The sequence below is a fragment of the Nostoc sp. genome, from assembly GCF_036919575.1.
In the GTDB taxonomy this organism is placed as follows: Bacteria; Cyanobacteriota; Cyanobacteriia; order Cyanobacteriales; family Nostocaceae; genus Nostoc.
This window is the reverse complement of the sequence record NZ_JBALBY010000074.1, coordinates 15319-29143: the sequence shown is the minus strand read 5'-3', so window position 1 is coordinate 29143 and position 13825 is coordinate 15319. Positions and strand designations below refer to the sequence as shown.

General features: G+C 42.9%; 17 protein-coding genes. 7 read left to right on the top strand and 10 right to left on the bottom strand.

Annotated elements, in window-relative coordinates; translation table 11 throughout:
- Window positions 1-13: 13 nt before the first annotated feature.
- The 5 genes from V7K27_RS19400 to V7K27_RS19380 all read right to left on the bottom strand — a co-directional run bounded on the left by V7K27_RS19400 (window position 14) and on the right by V7K27_RS19380 (window position 5337).
- Window positions 14-1360 (bottom strand): ABC transporter ATP-binding protein, encoded by a 1347-nt coding sequence (locus V7K27_RS19400; protein ID WP_334949718.1) that lies wholly within the window; start codon window positions 1358-1360, stop codon window positions 14-16.
- Window positions 1361-1518: 158 nt separating this feature from the next.
- A complete protein-coding gene (locus tag V7K27_RS19395; RefSeq protein WP_334949773.1) occupies window positions 1519-2367 on the bottom strand; it encodes an ABC transporter permease in 849 nt (282 codons plus the stop codon).
- Between the two features lie 702 nt (window positions 2368-3069).
- Window positions 3070-3765, bottom strand: a complete 696-nt coding sequence (locus V7K27_RS19390; protein WP_334949717.1) for a Uma2 family endonuclease — start codon at window positions 3763-3765, stop codon at window positions 3070-3072.
- Between the two features lie 12 nt (window positions 3766-3777).
- The gene (locus tag V7K27_RS19385; RefSeq protein WP_334949716.1) at window positions 3778-4533 is read right to left on the bottom strand and encodes a Uma2 family endonuclease; all 756 of its coding nucleotides are present in this window, start codon (window positions 4531-4533) and stop codon (window positions 3778-3780) included.
- 6 nt (window positions 4534-4539) lie between these two features.
- Window positions 4540-5337: a Uma2 family endonuclease gene (locus V7K27_RS19380; protein WP_334949715.1), complete on the bottom strand. Its 798-nt coding sequence runs from the start codon at window positions 5335-5337 to the stop codon at window positions 4540-4542.
- A gap of 401 nt (window positions 5338-5738) precedes the next feature.
- On the opposite strand from V7K27_RS19380, the gene petP reads away from it, so the two are divergent.
- On the top strand, window positions 5739-5927 hold the full coding sequence (petP, locus tag V7K27_RS19375) for a cytochrome b6f subunit PetP (RefSeq protein ID WP_334949714.1): 189 nt from the start codon (window positions 5739-5741) through the stop codon (window positions 5925-5927).
- A gap of 121 nt (window positions 5928-6048) precedes the next feature.
- Window positions 6049-7149: a Get3/ArsA fold putative tail anchor-mediating ATPase NosAFP gene (locus V7K27_RS19370; RefSeq protein ID WP_334949772.1), complete on the top strand. Its 1101-nt coding sequence runs from the start codon at window positions 6049-6051 to the stop codon at window positions 7147-7149.
- Here the strand turns inward: V7K27_RS19370 and V7K27_RS19365 are convergent.
- Window positions 7146-7316, bottom strand: coding sequence for a hypothetical protein (locus tag V7K27_RS19365; RefSeq protein WP_334949713.1), 171 nt, complete (start codon window positions 7314-7316; stop codon window positions 7146-7148). The genes V7K27_RS19370 and V7K27_RS19365 overlap by 4 nt on opposite strands.
- A 37-nt stretch (window positions 7317-7353) precedes the next feature.
- On the opposite strand from V7K27_RS19365, the gene chlG reads away from it, so the two are divergent.
- The 4 genes from chlG (at window position 7354) to V7K27_RS19345 (ending at window position 9799) form a co-directional block, all read left to right on the top strand.
- Window positions 7354-8421 (top strand): chlorophyll synthase ChlG, encoded by a 1068-nt coding sequence (chlG, locus tag V7K27_RS19360; protein ID WP_334949712.1) that lies wholly within the window; start codon window positions 7354-7356, stop codon window positions 8419-8421.
- Between the two features lie 76 nt (window positions 8422-8497).
- Window positions 8498-8785 carry a hypothetical protein gene (locus V7K27_RS19355; RefSeq protein ID WP_334949711.1) on the top strand — a complete coding sequence of 96 codons (288 nt, stop codon included), beginning with the start codon at window positions 8498-8500 and terminating at the stop codon, window positions 8783-8785.
- A gap of 235 nt (window positions 8786-9020) precedes the next feature.
- Window positions 9021-9407 carry a DUF433 domain-containing protein gene (locus V7K27_RS19350; RefSeq protein ID WP_334949710.1) on the top strand — a complete coding sequence of 129 codons (387 nt, stop codon included), beginning with the start codon at window positions 9021-9023 and terminating at the stop codon, window positions 9405-9407.
- The gene (locus V7K27_RS19345) at window positions 9404-9799 is read left to right on the top strand and encodes an ACP S-malonyltransferase (protein WP_334949709.1); all 396 of its coding nucleotides are present in this window, start codon (window positions 9404-9406) and stop codon (window positions 9797-9799) included. The genes V7K27_RS19350 and V7K27_RS19345 overlap by 4 nt, the downstream gene beginning before the upstream one ends.
- A gap of 117 nt (window positions 9800-9916) precedes the next feature.
- Here V7K27_RS19345 and V7K27_RS36530 read toward each other — a convergent pair whose 3' ends face one another.
- The 3 genes from V7K27_RS36530 to V7K27_RS19335 form a co-directional block, all read right to left on the bottom strand.
- Window positions 9917-10063, bottom strand: coding sequence for a DUF7660 family protein (locus tag V7K27_RS36530; RefSeq protein ID WP_442947630.1), 147 nt, complete (start codon window positions 10061-10063; stop codon window positions 9917-9919).
- Window positions 10064-10167: 104 nt separating this feature from the next.
- Window positions 10168-10380, bottom strand: coding sequence for a DUF7660 family protein (locus V7K27_RS19340; protein WP_334949708.1), 213 nt, complete (start codon window positions 10378-10380; stop codon window positions 10168-10170).
- Between the two features lie 336 nt (window positions 10381-10716).
- Window positions 10717-11640, bottom strand: coding sequence for a nucleoside hydrolase (locus V7K27_RS19335; protein WP_334949707.1), 924 nt, complete (start codon window positions 11638-11640; stop codon window positions 10717-10719).
- A 15-nt stretch (window positions 11641-11655) separates the two neighbouring features.
- Here V7K27_RS19335 and V7K27_RS19330 point away from each other — a divergent pair, with 15 nt between their 5' ends.
- Complete coding sequence (locus V7K27_RS19330) at window positions 11656-12087, top strand: nucleoside deaminase (protein ID WP_334949706.1); 432 nt, start codon at window positions 11656-11658, stop codon at window positions 12085-12087.
- A 182-nt stretch (window positions 12088-12269) separates the two neighbouring features.
- Here V7K27_RS19330 and V7K27_RS19325 read toward each other — a convergent pair whose 3' ends face one another.
- Entirely contained in the window at window positions 12270-13394 is a 1125-nt protein-coding gene (locus tag V7K27_RS19325) for a metallophosphoesterase family protein (protein ID WP_334949705.1), read from the bottom strand.
- Window positions 13395-13825 lie beyond the last annotated feature (431 nt).

Sequence of the window (13825 nt, the reverse complement as noted above, 5' to 3'; positions counted from 1 at the left end):
ATATGTGTATTAATTAAGCTGGTGTCACGACTGCTGGTAAATTTTTTTTGTTTACTTGAACGACCATCGGTTGATAGACTAAAGCATGAATGTGCTTTCCACTATCTGGGGGCAAAATTTGAAAAACCATTATATTATCAATCCAGTCAAAGCTAAGAGCTTCATAGCTTTCAGCCCCAGCAACTGTTAAGCTATAAGAACTAGGTCGAAGAGGTAAATTAAATTTAAACTTAATTTCTATTTCCTCTCCTGGATCTAATTTATCTATTTTGATATTTTCTTCTAAAGTATTGCTACCAATTACCTCGTTACCATTTTTATCGCACACATGAAAGCCAATAATACAACTTTTGATCACAGAATAAACTTTTAAATTCACAACTAATGTTACTTCTTCATTAAATGCAAATATGGGAGTTTCGCCAGCATATTCATCTAATTGATTCAGGATTTTTACGCTTTCGATTCTAGCTTTTCCACTTCCTCTGCGTGTTGCCTTGCTGAAACTTGAACTCGGAGATTCAATATCAAAATTTGGAGAATTTAAAGCCTGTATTCCGTTATCTACAACGGTATTTATTTGCTGTTGGGAGTTAACCTCAATCTCTTGCGCTAAACCTAATTCAAGTTCTGTAACTAATTTTAAATATTCAATTACAACGGCATTTGGCAATCCTGTCGTATGTATTTTTCCGTCATGAATCATCACTGCTGAATTGCACAATGTTTTGATTGCGCCTGCATCGTGGGAAACAAATAATGTTGTCACTCCAGAATCCATCATTGTACGCATTCGCCGCATACAACGATGTTGAAATACAATATCTCCAACAGCAAGTGCTTCGTCAACAATTAAAATCTCTGGATCGACATTGACTGCAACCGCAAATGCCAAGCGGACATACATACCACTAGAATAAGTTTTAACAGGTTGCTCGATGAAATCGCCGATATCGGCAAAAGCGGCAATATCATCAAATCTGTCTTCGATTTCTTTTTGACTCAATCCTAACAATCGTCCGTTAAAAAAGACGTTTTGCCTTCCAGTAAACTCTGGGTTAAAACCACTTCCTAATTCTAATAAAGCAGAAACTCGACCATCGACTCGCACATCACCACTGGATGGTGTGAGGGTTCCCACTATAATTTGTAGCAATGTACTTTTTCCCGAACCGTTGCGTCCAACGATTCCAACTGTCTGTCCTTTGGGAATCTCAATGTTGATATCCCGAAGTGCCCAAAATTCATCTGTTCTACTCTTACCGGGTAGCAAAACTTCTTTTAGCCTATCTACAGGGCGGCTGTAGCGTTTGAAACACTTCGAGACATTCTTAAGGGAAATAGCAATTTCTTCACCCATATTTTTGCTGTCAATCCTCAAAACTCACACACTAAACTAAAGCTAAAATGCGATGTCTACGACGGGCTATTCGGCGTCGCACTCATTGTGCCAGATGTCACTACATAATCAACGCTGGCATCTCTAGCTAAGTGACCCTATCCTATCAAAGTGCCAGTTCACAATACATCCGCGAATGCTGGACGCAGGCGGCGATAACACCACAATCCCCCAAAAAACACTACAACTGCAATTAGTGAGGAAACTCCCCACTCGCCCCAGTGTTTGACTTCTCCAACTAAAACTATGTCACGATAGACTTCAGCGATCGCTGTCATGGGATTTAACCAAAATACCCATCCCCGCCATTCCTCTGGAATTGCTGAGGCTGGATAAATAATTGGTGTCGCATAAAACCAAATATTTAAAATCACTCCTAAAGTCTGCGGGATATCTCGCAAAAACACCGTTAGTCCTGCTGCTAAATAGCCCAACCCTGCTGTTAGCAATAACTGCGTTAGCCAGACCAAGGGTAATAGCGCCAAGGTTGTATGTAAAGTATGAGAAGTTAACGCCACGAAAAAAATCAACGCCATTAAACCAAAGGAACTCTCAATGAATGTTGATAAAATTGGCACGAGCGGTAACAAAACTACAGGAAACACCACCTTCTTGACTAAATTCGGTTGTCCTAGTACTGAACTAGCGGACTGCATCAGACCACCCGTAAAAGCAATCCAAGGAAGTAACCCTGCAAATAGCCACAAACCAAAGGTGAAATCATTTGCTGGTAAACCCTTGAGAGTAGTCAACTTCACCTTCAGTACAGTGGAAAACACATAAGTGTAAATCAGTAATTGTGATAGCTGATTTAGCAAAGGCCACAAGTTGCCCAAAACAGAACCCTTGTAACGCGCCTCTAAATCCCGGCGTACTAGAGTTCTTAGTAAGTCGAACTTCATCCACAACTGTTCATTTATGGGCAAGATGCCCCTCCATCTCCCTACCTTACGTACAACTCCCCGCATTGTCGGCAACAATTTCTGCTTCCTCGCTCACTACTCACTACCCACTCACCTAATTGCTCTCACTGAAGTATTATATTGATGAAAGTTCCTTTTTTAGGGACTTTCAATTAAAAAATATCCGACTACTTATTGTGGGGTGGGCGTCTCACCCGCCTTTGGTTGTGGGCGGCCAGGATGCCCACCCCACAAGATTGGATAATTTATTTTACGCGGTGTGCAACTTTCTCTCAAACCTAACCCCCAGCCCCTTCCCTACTAGCGTTGGGGAGCAAGACTTAAAGCCTCTCCCCGCTTCGGGGAGAGGAATGGAAGTGGGGTTTCAGGAATAAGTTGCACATCACGTTATTTTATTGGTTGGAAATCCCTTTAGTGCTTTTAGAATCTATCATCACGAGAAAATTGTATCCAAATTATCTTGGTGATTGTACAATGAATCGGCTATTTTAAGTATATTTTTAATACAAATCTAAATTCTGTTTGCAACGCTGCTTTCCTTGTTAAGGACGCGAGTTTTTGCTTAACGGGACTTAAACATTTTAGAGGGAGAAACAAGCCTCAAACCCATGTAGGGTAAGGGAAATACACCAAATGCTCAATAATAGCCCAAACCCAGATATATCAAGAAACTAAGCAAAACGATGTCAAAGTCTTTCTGTCTATAGATTTAAGGCTCTTTTTTGGATGTTTTTTGTCTAAGTCCCATTAACTCAAACTATCTGGATCAACTCCTTGCGATCGCAAATACTCTGCTAATTTATCAGCTCGTTGGCGTTCTTGGTTAGCCCGTTGACGTTCTTGTTGGGCCCATTGACGTTCTTGTTGTAATTGTTCAGCTAACTCCGTCGGTGTGAGTAATTTATCCCCCGTATCTAGACGATAAAATCCCAATAATTCTCCCTCCACCGCCACTCTTAATCCTAGAGGTTGAGATATACCATCCGCAATTAACTGGTAAGTCTCACCCTCTAACCTATATCCCCTTAACTTTTCTTCAATCCATTCCCCCTTGGGGTCAAATAACCAATATTCTAAAATCCCTAATTGTTCATAGAGATTTTTCTTTTGCTCTTGGTCTTGTTTTTGAGTTCCTTGAGAAGTCATTTCAAATACCACCTGGGGAACTTGACCTTCCTCCCAAACTTTATAACTATCCCGACCCCCAGGCGGCACATCAAAAATTACCATCACATCTGGTGCAACTCTTAATTTAGGAAAACCTTGAGCATAGTAGAGAAATTGGTCTGCTAAAACTGTGGCTTGTCTACCTGCTAGGTATTGTTTAATTACTTCTAGGGTGGTGAGAATTGCGTAGAGATGTAGGTATGATTCTGCCAATGGTTCACCGTCGGAACTGGGATATTCGATGTTGGGATTGACTATTTTGATGGTTGTAGTCATGGCTACCTTTTACTAGGGTAGGTTGTTTGGATCAATTCCTTGCGATCGCAAATACTCTGCCAATCGCTCTGCACGTTCATGCTCTTGTTCAGCTCGTTGGCGCTCTTGCCCTGCCTGTTCCGCCAACGTCGGCACCCAACCTGCGGTATTATACCAACGTAACCATAAACCTGTTGTTTGCTGATAAGTACCCTGCCATAGCCCCAATCCTAGTTCTAACTTCTCCAGCCAGAAACGGTTTTCTGTTAGGGAAATTGCCTCATAACTAGTGCCAGTGAGTCGAAAGGCGCGGAGATTATTTTCATAACGGTCATAAACAACGTAGTAGGGAACCCGCAAAATTCCTTCGTATACTTCCCACTTCGTCGGCGGTTGATTTACCTCCCTTAATCTTTGTCCCAAGTCATCTTGTTCTGTACCTGGGGAAAGTAATTCCACGATTAAAAATGGATCAACTCCCTCTTGCCAAACGACGTAACTTAAGCGGAGGTTTTCTTGTTGACTAGCACTCGCTACTCCCAAAACTAAGTACCAATCAGGACGCTTGTACCATAAGGTATGGCGGGGGTCGTAGTAAAGGTTCAAGTCACTAGCAACTAAAATTTCCTCAGATGAATAGTTGGGAGGTTGACAAGTTTCACTGAGGAAATCCGCCTGAATGCAATGAAATTCGTCTGGCAAACCTGATTCCCCGACTAATTCACTAGGTAAATCATACATCGTCGGCATGGTTTCTTGGGGCGGACGGGGTGGAATTGGTTGATACATATTCACTTATCTCAAATTATCTGGATCAACTCCCTGCGATCGCAAATATTCTGCCAATCGTTCTGCACGCTGATGTTCTTGTTCAGCTCGTTCATGCTCTTGTTGGGCCCGTTGATGTTCTTGTTGGGCCCGTTGATGTTCTTGCCCTGCCTGTTCCGCCAACGTCGGCACCCAACCTGCGGTATTATACCAACGTAACCATAAACCTGTTGTTTGCTGATAAGTACCCTGCCATAGCCCCAATCCTAGTTCTAACTTCTCCAGCCAGAAACGGTTTTCTGTTAGGGAAATTGCCTCATAACTAGTGCCAGTGAGTCGAAAGGCGCGGAGATTATTTTCATAACGGTCATAAACAACGTAGTAGGGAACCCGCAAAATTCCTTCGTATACTTCCCACTTCGTCGGCGGTTGATTTACCTCCCTTAATCTTTGTCCCAAGTCATCTTGTTCTGTACCTGGGGAAAGTAATTCCACGATTAAAAATGGATCAACTCCCTCTTGCCAAACGACGTAACTTAAGCGGAGGTTTTCTTGTTGACTAGCACTCGCTACTCCCAAAACTAAGTACCAATCAGGACGCTTGTACCATAAGGTATGGCGGGGGTCGTAGTAAAGGTTCAAGTCACTAGCAACTAAAATTTCCTCAGATGAATAGTTGGGAGGTTGACAAGTTTCACTGAGGAAATCCGCCTGAATGCAATGAAATTCGTCTGGCAAACCTGATTCCCCGACTAATTCACTAGGTAAATCATACATCGTCGGCATGGTTTCTTGGGGCGGACGGGGTGGAATTGGTTGATACATATTCACTTATCTCAAATTATCTGGATCAACTCCCTGCGATCGCAAATATTCTGCCAATCGTTCTGCACGTTGATGTTCTTGTTCCAACTGCAATTGTGCTTCCAATGCTTGTTGCTACGCTGCAATAGCAGCTTCCTCTAAATCACCATCGGGTGTAAAGTAGCGCAATTTACCTCCTTCTACAGTTGCATCGGGCATCTGCTGTTCTAGCTCTTGCACTGTGACAAACATTGGGTATATAAGAGTTTGGTTGTTGATTTAATTTTAAGCTGTTAGGTCAGAAGTTTGGAGTTTGGAGTTATGATTCTCTCCCTCATCCCACCTCATTTCAACTGAATTTGTGAGAGCAGAGTCACGGATTCGGCTACACTGAGACTTGGTTTATTGCATTGTAATCAGGCATGGAAATCGGACAAAAGGTTAAAGTTTTTCGTTTGCGCGATCGCGTTTCTCCCCCCATTGTGAAAAAACTAGGACAAGTGGGCATCATCCAAGGCTACAAAGTCATTGATGGTGGGATCGGTATAGTGGTGCTGTTTGACGACAATTCTTCAACTTGGTTTTTTGAAGATGAAATCAAAGCTGTGTAGTAGTAAATAACTCAGAACCGGGTTTTTCTTGGCATCTGAAGTTGAAAGCACAGGCCCAGAGTCTTTATTGAGTGCTAAGTTGGAGTTGAAAAGCAAAGGCGGTGAAAATAGGAATCAACTAATGGCTCTAATATTGACATTTTTGGGCAAAGGCGGCACCGCTCGTACCAAAATTGCGATCGCCGCAGCCAAATTATTGGCAAGTCAAGGCAAGCGCGTACTTCTAGCAGGACAAGCAGAACCAACATTGGCAATTCTGCTGGGTACTCCCATTGCTGCCGATCCCCAGCAAATCGCTCCCAATTTGCAAGCAGTCCAGTTTCAAGCATCTGTACTACTAGAACGCAACTGGGATGAAGTGAAGAAACTTGAGGCGCAATATCTCCGCACGCCCATCTTCAAAGACGTTTTTGGTCAAGAACTGGTAGTATTACCAGGAATGGACAGCGCCCTGGCACTGAATGCTATCCGCGAATATGATGCCAGTGGCAAATATGATGCGATCGTCTACGATGGCACGGGTGACTCTTTAACGTTGCGAATGTTAGGTTTGCCAGAATCTCTCAGTTGGTATGTCCGGCGATTTCAGCAATTGTTTGTCAACTCCGATTTGGGAAAGACGATTGCTGAATCACCCTTGATTCAACCACTCATTAGCAGTTTTTTCAATGTCAACTGGACAGCAGATAACTTTGCAAGTCCCACTAACCAAGTCAATAATTTCTTAGAAAAGGGGAGAGCCGCTCTTGCTGACCCCAAGCGTCTAGCTGCTTTCTTAGTGACCACAGGAGATCCCATTGAGGTAGCAAATGCTCGTTATTTGTGGGGTAGCGCTCAACAAATCGGTTTAACTGTCGGTGGTGTTCTGCTTATCTCTACTGAGACTAATGTTAACCTGTCAGAGGAATTTATACCCTTAAGAGTGAGCGTCGTTCCCAATTCGTCAACAGGTGACTGGCAACCATTGATAGACGCGCTACCCAACTTTGAAGCACAAGCATTACAGGCTCCCAAACCAATTGAAATAGACATCCACAATCGTCAAGTACGCTTATTCTTGCCAGGATTTGACAAAAAGCAAGTCAAGCTTACCCAATATGGGCCAGAAGTCACGGTAGAAGCCGGAGACCAGCGGCGCAATATTCCCCTACCCCCGGCTCTGAGTGGCAGAACCGTTGCTGGAGCAAAGTTTCAGAATAATTATTTAATAATTTCGTTTTAAGTTATGGGAATGGGGAGTGGGGAATGGGGCATGGGGCATGGGGCATGGGAGATGAGGGAGATGAGGGAGATGAGGGAGATGAGGGAGTGAGGGAGAAAAATTAATAACCAATACCCAATGCCCAATGCCCAATGCCCAATGCCCAATACCCAATACCCAATGCTCAATGCCCAATACCCAATGCTCTATTAATCAGTAAAAATTATGTCAGAATCAACTCCCATTACCCCAGATCCCAACCCATCTGAGGCGCTAGACTCAGTGGTAAATAATCCCAACGAGCAAGCGATCGCTCCGCCCGCCGCAGGCATCGCATCAGCCGATCGCAGTGCGAAAACTAGGCAACTTTTGGGGATGAAAGGTGCAGCACCTGGGGAAACTTCAATTTGGAAAATTCGTTTGCAGCTAATGAAGCCGATTACCTGGATTCCCCTAATTTGGGGCGTAGTCTGTGGTGCGGCTTCTTCTGGTAACTATACTTGGACACTAGAAAATGTGTTGAAGGTAGCAGCCTGTATGTTACTGGCTGGCCCATTAATGACAGGTTACACCCAAATCCTCAATGATTACTACGATCGCGAAATCGATGCGATCAATGAACCCTATCGCCCCATCCCCTCTGGGGCAATTCCCCTACCCCAGGTAATTATTCAGATTTGGGTATTACTGATTGCTGGCATTAGTTTAGCATTTGTGCTAGATGTATGGTCGGGTCATGAATTCCCGACAATTACAGCGATCGCAATCATCGGTTCTTTCATCGCCTACATTTATTCTGCACCTCCCCTGAAACTCAAGCAAAACGGCTGGTTAGGTAGCTACGCCTTGGGTGCAAGCTATATTACCCTACCTTGGTCTACAGGACACGCTTTGTTTGGGGAACTGAATTCCACAATTGTGATTTTGACAATGTTCTACAGCTTGGCTGGATTGGGTATTGCCATTGTCAATGATTTTAAGAGTGTAGAAGGCGATCGGCAGCTAGGATTAAATTCACTACCTGTAATGTTTGGTATCACCACTGCGGCTTGGATTTGTGTAGTGACGATTGATGTCTTTCAAGGATTGATCGCAGCTTATCTCGTCAGCATCCATGAGAATTTGTATGCAGCAATACTAGTACTGTTAATCATCCCGCAAATCACCTTGCAGGATATGTATTTCCTGCGCGACCCCGTGAAGAATGATGTTAAGTACCAAGCCAGCGCCCAACCGTTCCTGGTTCTGGGAATGCTCGTCACTGGTTTAGCGCTGGGTCATGCTGGCGTTTAACTTATACTTTTATAGTGAGAAGTTAGGAGTTAGGAGTTAATATACTCCTAGCTCCTAATTTGTATCACAACATACCGTGTTTAAACTGATATCTTTCCTCATTCATGGGATTCAACCTTTGTTAGTCCCGATTTGCTTTGTCGTTGCTTGGACTGTAATTATTCTCGTTGTTTTTAGTCTCTGGGCGGCAGTGCGAGATAGTCTGACTACAGCCAAGCAAATGCATCAAATCCCCTGTACTGGTTGCCAATTTTTTACCGACAATTACCGTCTTAAATGTACAGTACACCCATCTATTGCCAATACAGAAGAAGCGATCAATTGTTCTGACTATCAACCGAAGACGAATCCTTATTTGTATTAGGGAGTGCGACAATAAAAGAGATGAGGAAAGGGTGAATTATAAGAATGCAGGTTCAAAACCCCGAAGTTCAATCTTCAAAACCCAAAAAGTTTTGAAGATTGAACGTCTTTTAAGTCGGGGATGAAAGCTGCTAGAGAGTTAGTATTGATTTGAGATAGAGCGGCTTACTAAGAGCCAATTTAATTAATTTTACATTGTGTAACATAATTTGATTTCTTCTTGCTTACTTAAAGTTATGACTCTAGCATCTAATGAACAAGCTGCGATCATTCGCACAGAGCGAGGACTCACGATCGCCGGCACCCGCATTACCCTCTATGATGTGATGGATTACGTTACCGCTCAGTATCCGTCTAAGTTTATCCGTGCTTTATTTGATCTCACAGACAATCAAATTAACGCTGCTTTAGCTTACATTGAGGCAAATCGATCTGAGGTGGAAGCAGAGTATAAAATGGTTCTCAATGATGCCGAAGAACTTCGACAGTATTACGAAGAACAAAATCGTGAGCTAATTGCCCGAATTTCTGCAAAACCACCTAAACCAGGTATGGAAGCTGCTTGGGAAAAGCTTCAAGCCCAGAAAGCCAAACATCAAGCTCAACTTGAGTCCCAAGGATGATTTTCTTGGTCGATCATAATCTTGAAGGACATACTCTGATTCTGTCAGGTAATATTGCCAACCTTGGGTGGCTATATCTGCTACCCATTCGCTTTATTACCTTTGAAGAGGTCTCCTTATCGATTACTAGCGATGACAGACTAGTTTGGCGATTTGCTCAGACAAACCAAATGATTTTGCTAACAGCCAATCGCAGCATGAAAGGCAGAAATTCCTTAGAGCAAGTGATGCGTGAAGAAAATACATCAACTTCATTGCCTGTTGTCACAATTGGAAATGCTGATCGAATCTTAACTGATCCAGATTATCGCAATCGTTGTGTTGATCGGCTGATTGAGATTGTATTTGACATTGATGATTACAGAGGTTCAAGGAGAATTTTTATCCCCTGATGTGCCTAAAAATTGAGCTAGGGTACAACCGATAGAATCGGTACGATTCTACTAACGGAGAATTAATTCAAGCATTTCTTAAACCTGTGTTAGCTATATTTCACAATCAATGTAATTCTAGTTTCCATAGATAGAAGCCGCTAAGAGCATTTCTGCTGCAATACGCCAAGTGATATCATTGACATTAATATCTTCCTTCAAATTTGCATAATAGCTAGACATGTCAATTGCAAACTGAGCAAGACCATCTAATTGAAGAAGAATTCAGAATCCAGAATCCAGAATTCAGAATCAATCAGTCGGGGATTCAGACCCGCGACTGATTGAAGACCACCAAATTTTCAATTTGGTGGGGGTCTTAAACCCGATTATTCATCCGCCAGTCGCACAGAATTCATTCTGAATTCTGACTCCTGACTCCTGAATTCTGTTCGATAACGAGATAAATCCGCATTTTCCCAGTCATTTTGATTTTCCTTGTAATCTTGGAGAAGACATTTTAAGAAATGCTCGAATTCTTCTTTTGAACTAATAGTTTTAGCATATTCAACTAGTTCGTCACCAGTAAATATCTTCTTCATGCTTTATTCCTTACCTTAAGCGCAAAGACATTAATAGATTTTCATGCTTGATGAACGGTTAGGGTTATTTCATTCTAGACAGAAACCGCCCAGAACTGAAGTTCTTTGGCTTTTAGCTAAAGTCCGTTAAAACGGACTATAACCTTTTCTTAGTCGTCTTTAGACGACTTTCGCTATTAGACTTAGAATTCATTCTGAGGCGGACTAGATGAGAATGAAATAGCCCTGGATGAACGGTTAACGAAGACTCTGAATCATGCTAAATTTTAATGAAATAAATTTTATTGAGGAGGATATCGTTGACTACTTCAAAGTTCTTGCTGATGAAACAGTTTTTTATCTTGCCCATTGCTGCAAAATGTAAGCATAAAAAGCCTCTTTATCTACCTGAACCATTGCATAAATTTTCCGACCACTAGGAACTACTTTAGTACGTCCCTGACTGACTCCAGTAGTGATAATTTCTGTTTCCCATTCGCGCAACTGATAAAATTCTGGATGTCCCAGATAAGCTGTCGCCAGCACATCCCAAAAATAATAATCTTGAGGGATAACCAGTGCATAACATTGTCCGGCTAAATCAGAGATGGGATAGTGGCGTTGTCGCCCCATTTTTTGCACTAATTCTGATGTGACTGGAACATTGTTAGTTAAATCCAAAGGACACATAATAATTTCAATTTGGGTTTGCCATACCCGCGCTGCTGAAATTGCGTCCCAATAAACATTCCATTCGGCGGAACCATCTTGTCCTGCTTCTAAACTTTTTTCCACATTACCACCAACATTCAACGCACCCCCCATCCACACAATTTTGTGAATCTTCGCTTCAATTTCCGGTGCTTTGTCCAAAGCTACTGCAACCGTCGTCAACGGCCCAGTTACCATCAACGTTACGGGGCTTGATGCGTCACGTAACACCTGTATCATGAAATCTTGACCTGTTTCGGCAACCAGAGGCGTAGTGATGGTTTCGCTTTGATTGAGAATGGGGAGATGGTCAACGATAAACGAATCACGGCGATAGAGAGTAGGAAATGGATTGATACCGCGCACAGTACTTTCTGCAACCGAGATATGAGAAAATCCCATCAAATCTATAATTTTACGTGTGGCGCTAACAGCAGGTTGAACATAACAATCGGCTGGAGTGACGACAACACCAAGGAGTTCAATATGATCCATTGTCAACAGCAGCATAGTTGCTAGATAATCATCTACACCACCATCGTGATCCATTAATATTAGTTGTTTTGTCATAAAAGGAGAATTAATATGGATGAGTTTATAGAAGCTGCAATTCAAGAAGCAAAACAAGGCAGACAAGAAGGTGGAATTCCCATTGGTTCGGTTCTCGTCAAGGATGGCAAAATTCTCGGCAGAGGACACAATAAACGTGTGCAAGATGGCGATCCTGTGACTCACGCCGAAATCGATTGTCTCCGCAATGCTGGGAGAGTTGGCAGCTACAGAGGTACAACACTCTATTCAACCTTAATGCCGTGTTATCTGTGCGCTGGGGCAGTGGTACAATTTGGCATTAAAAAAGTTATCGCTGGAGAATCCAGAACTTTTCCTGGTGCAAAAGAATTTATGGTATCTCACGGTGTGGAAGTAATTGATCTTAATCTTGATGAATGCGAACAAATGATGAGTGAGTTTATTGAAACTAACCCGGAACTTTGGAATGAAGATATCGGTAATTAGTTAGGAGTTAGGAGTTTGGAGTTTGGAGAGACGCGATTAATCGCGTCTGTACAGGAGTTTGGAGTAGCGCTGTTAAGGTGACTTTCGATCGCAGAATTATAGCAGGTGCGATCGCTATCTAAAAAGAAACACAGGATAAGATGATAGTACGGGGGCTGATGGAAAGCGGCTACTCATCACTCCTAATTCAGCAAAAGTGTGCTGTTATTATCAATCAGGGTAAGAGCTTCACTACTACCCATGCCTGGGTTAGGCTGCGCCAATGCACCATAAGTCTGAATGTAACGCCGCACTTCTAGCGGAAAGTCGGGGTAATCTAATACTGCATCCCCATCGGCAATAGTTGCCCAGAAGTCACGCAAACTAGGAGCTAATTCTTTTGCCTGTGATAATGGTAAGTATAATGGAGAGTCAGTTAGTAACTTGACTAGGAAGGGGAAAGAGCGATCGCCCATCCACTGCCGCGATGACTGTTGCAAGTCGGGGAACTCAGGCACTGACTCTACGCGATGGGATAAAATTTGCAACGATTCTTTACCTTGGTTATCTCGATGAAACTCTAGCACCCGATAAGGGTGAGGATAACTAACTAAAGAACCAGTGGTAATATCATATACTCCTTGGGAGTAAGCAACATCCTGAATGTGCAAATGCCCGGTAAACACTAGCTTGACTCCGTAGCGCCTCAGCAACTGCAAAAGTTCTGCTGAATTGGACAACATATAGCGATATGCCAGTGGATGGTTCGATTGATTGGGCAAATGCTCCACCACATTATGATGCACCATCACCAGAACTAATTCATCACCAGATGCCGCCAGCACCTCTTCTAACCACCGTAGCTGTTTGGTATCCAAACACCCCACTTGCTCACCCTGGTCATTAAAGAAGTTAGAATTCAGTCCAATCAGCTTAACTCCAGGCAATAACTGACGAATGTAGTAAATCTGCTGTGGATCGTCATAGCCAAACTTCGTGTAATAGTAGGGAAAATCCGCAAAACCAATTGATTGCTGCGAAGCCAACAGCACAGGAACGTCATGATTACCAGGAACAACATAGACGGGAAAAGGTAGCTGGGCTAAACATTGTTGCAACCAGGCGTGGTTCTCTGGTTCTCCGTGCTGGGTTAAATCTCCTGGTAACAACAAGAAATCTAAATCGAGTTGTGTTAAATGTTCTAATACACTTTTAAATGCTGAGATACTGACTTCCACTAGATGAAATCGGCTGGGATGATCCCAGATTGTGTGGGGAAGTGCCAAGTGTAAGTCGCTGACTACCGCAAAGCGAAAATTGAGAGCCATTGATTTATGAAAATGTTAAAATAAGTCTTTTCCCAAAAGTATAACCCTTACTCTCTCTCCCTGCTCAGGAGTGGGTTTACTTAACATTTGTATACATGAGAGCAATTTTCAGATATTTAGACCACAACTGAGATGACTGGGCATTGTATCTATAAGAGGCGTAGCGGTTACTCTCCGAGAACGCTAAAGGCGAACCCATAGGGTACGAAATATTGGAAGATGGCTCGATGGTGGAAGTTGGGATAGTGAGCAAGGAAGGCATGGTGGGTATCCCAGTGATTTTAGGAGGCAACACAACAATCACAAAAGCGTTTGTGCAAGTTTCGGGCGCGTAGCGTCTCGCAGAGAGCGTCTGAATAACCGGGTTTAAGACCCCACCAAATCGTAGATTTGGTGGTCTTTAATCAGTGGTGGTAAGAGAGCTTGCCTGC

Bases quoted from the DNA above. Each gene is read 5' to 3' on its own strand.
- V7K27_RS19335 (WP_334949707.1), bottom strand. From the start codon at position 11,640: ATGACAAAACAACTAATATTAATGGATCACGATGGTGGTGTAGATGAT.
- V7K27_RS19395 (WP_334949773.1), bottom strand. From the start codon at position 2,367: ATGCGGGGAGTTGTACGTAAGGTAGGGAGATGGAGGGGCATCTTGCCC.
- V7K27_RS19380 (WP_334949715.1), bottom strand. From the start codon at position 5,337: ATGTATCAACCAATTCCACCCCGTCCGCCCCAAGAAACCATGCCGACG.
- chlG (WP_334949712.1), top strand. From the start codon at position 7,354: ATGTCAGAATCAACTCCCATTACCCCAGATCCCAACCCATCTGAGGCG.
- V7K27_RS19340 (WP_334949708.1), bottom strand. From the start codon at position 10,380: ATGAAGAAGATATTTACTGGTGACGAACTAGTTGAATATGCTAAAACT.
- V7K27_RS19385 (WP_334949716.1), bottom strand. From the start codon at position 4,533: ATGTATCAACCAATTCCACCCCGTCCGCCCCAAGAAACCATGCCGACG.
- V7K27_RS19370 (WP_334949772.1), top strand. From the start codon at position 6,049: ATGGCTCTAATATTGACATTTTTGGGCAAAGGCGGCACCGCTCGTACC.
- V7K27_RS19390 (WP_334949717.1), bottom strand. From the start codon at position 3,765: ATGACTACAACCATCAAAATAGTCAATCCCAACATCGAATATCCCAGT.
- V7K27_RS19325 (WP_334949705.1), bottom strand. From the start codon at position 13,394: ATGGCTCTCAATTTTCGCTTTGCGGTAGTCAGCGACTTACACTTGGCA.
- V7K27_RS19330 (WP_334949706.1), top strand. From the start codon at position 11,656: ATGGATGAGTTTATAGAAGCTGCAATTCAAGAAGCAAAACAAGGCAGA.
- V7K27_RS19400 (WP_334949718.1), bottom strand. From the start codon at position 1,360: ATGGGTGAAGAAATTGCTATTTCCCTTAAGAATGTCTCGAAGTGTTTC.
- V7K27_RS19345 (WP_334949709.1), top strand. From the start codon at position 9,404: ATGATTTTCTTGGTCGATCATAATCTTGAAGGACATACTCTGATTCTG.
- V7K27_RS19350 (WP_334949710.1), top strand. From the start codon at position 9,021: ATGACTCTAGCATCTAATGAACAAGCTGCGATCATTCGCACAGAGCGA.
- petP (WP_334949714.1), top strand. From the start codon at position 5,739: ATGGAAATCGGACAAAAGGTTAAAGTTTTTCGTTTGCGCGATCGCGTT.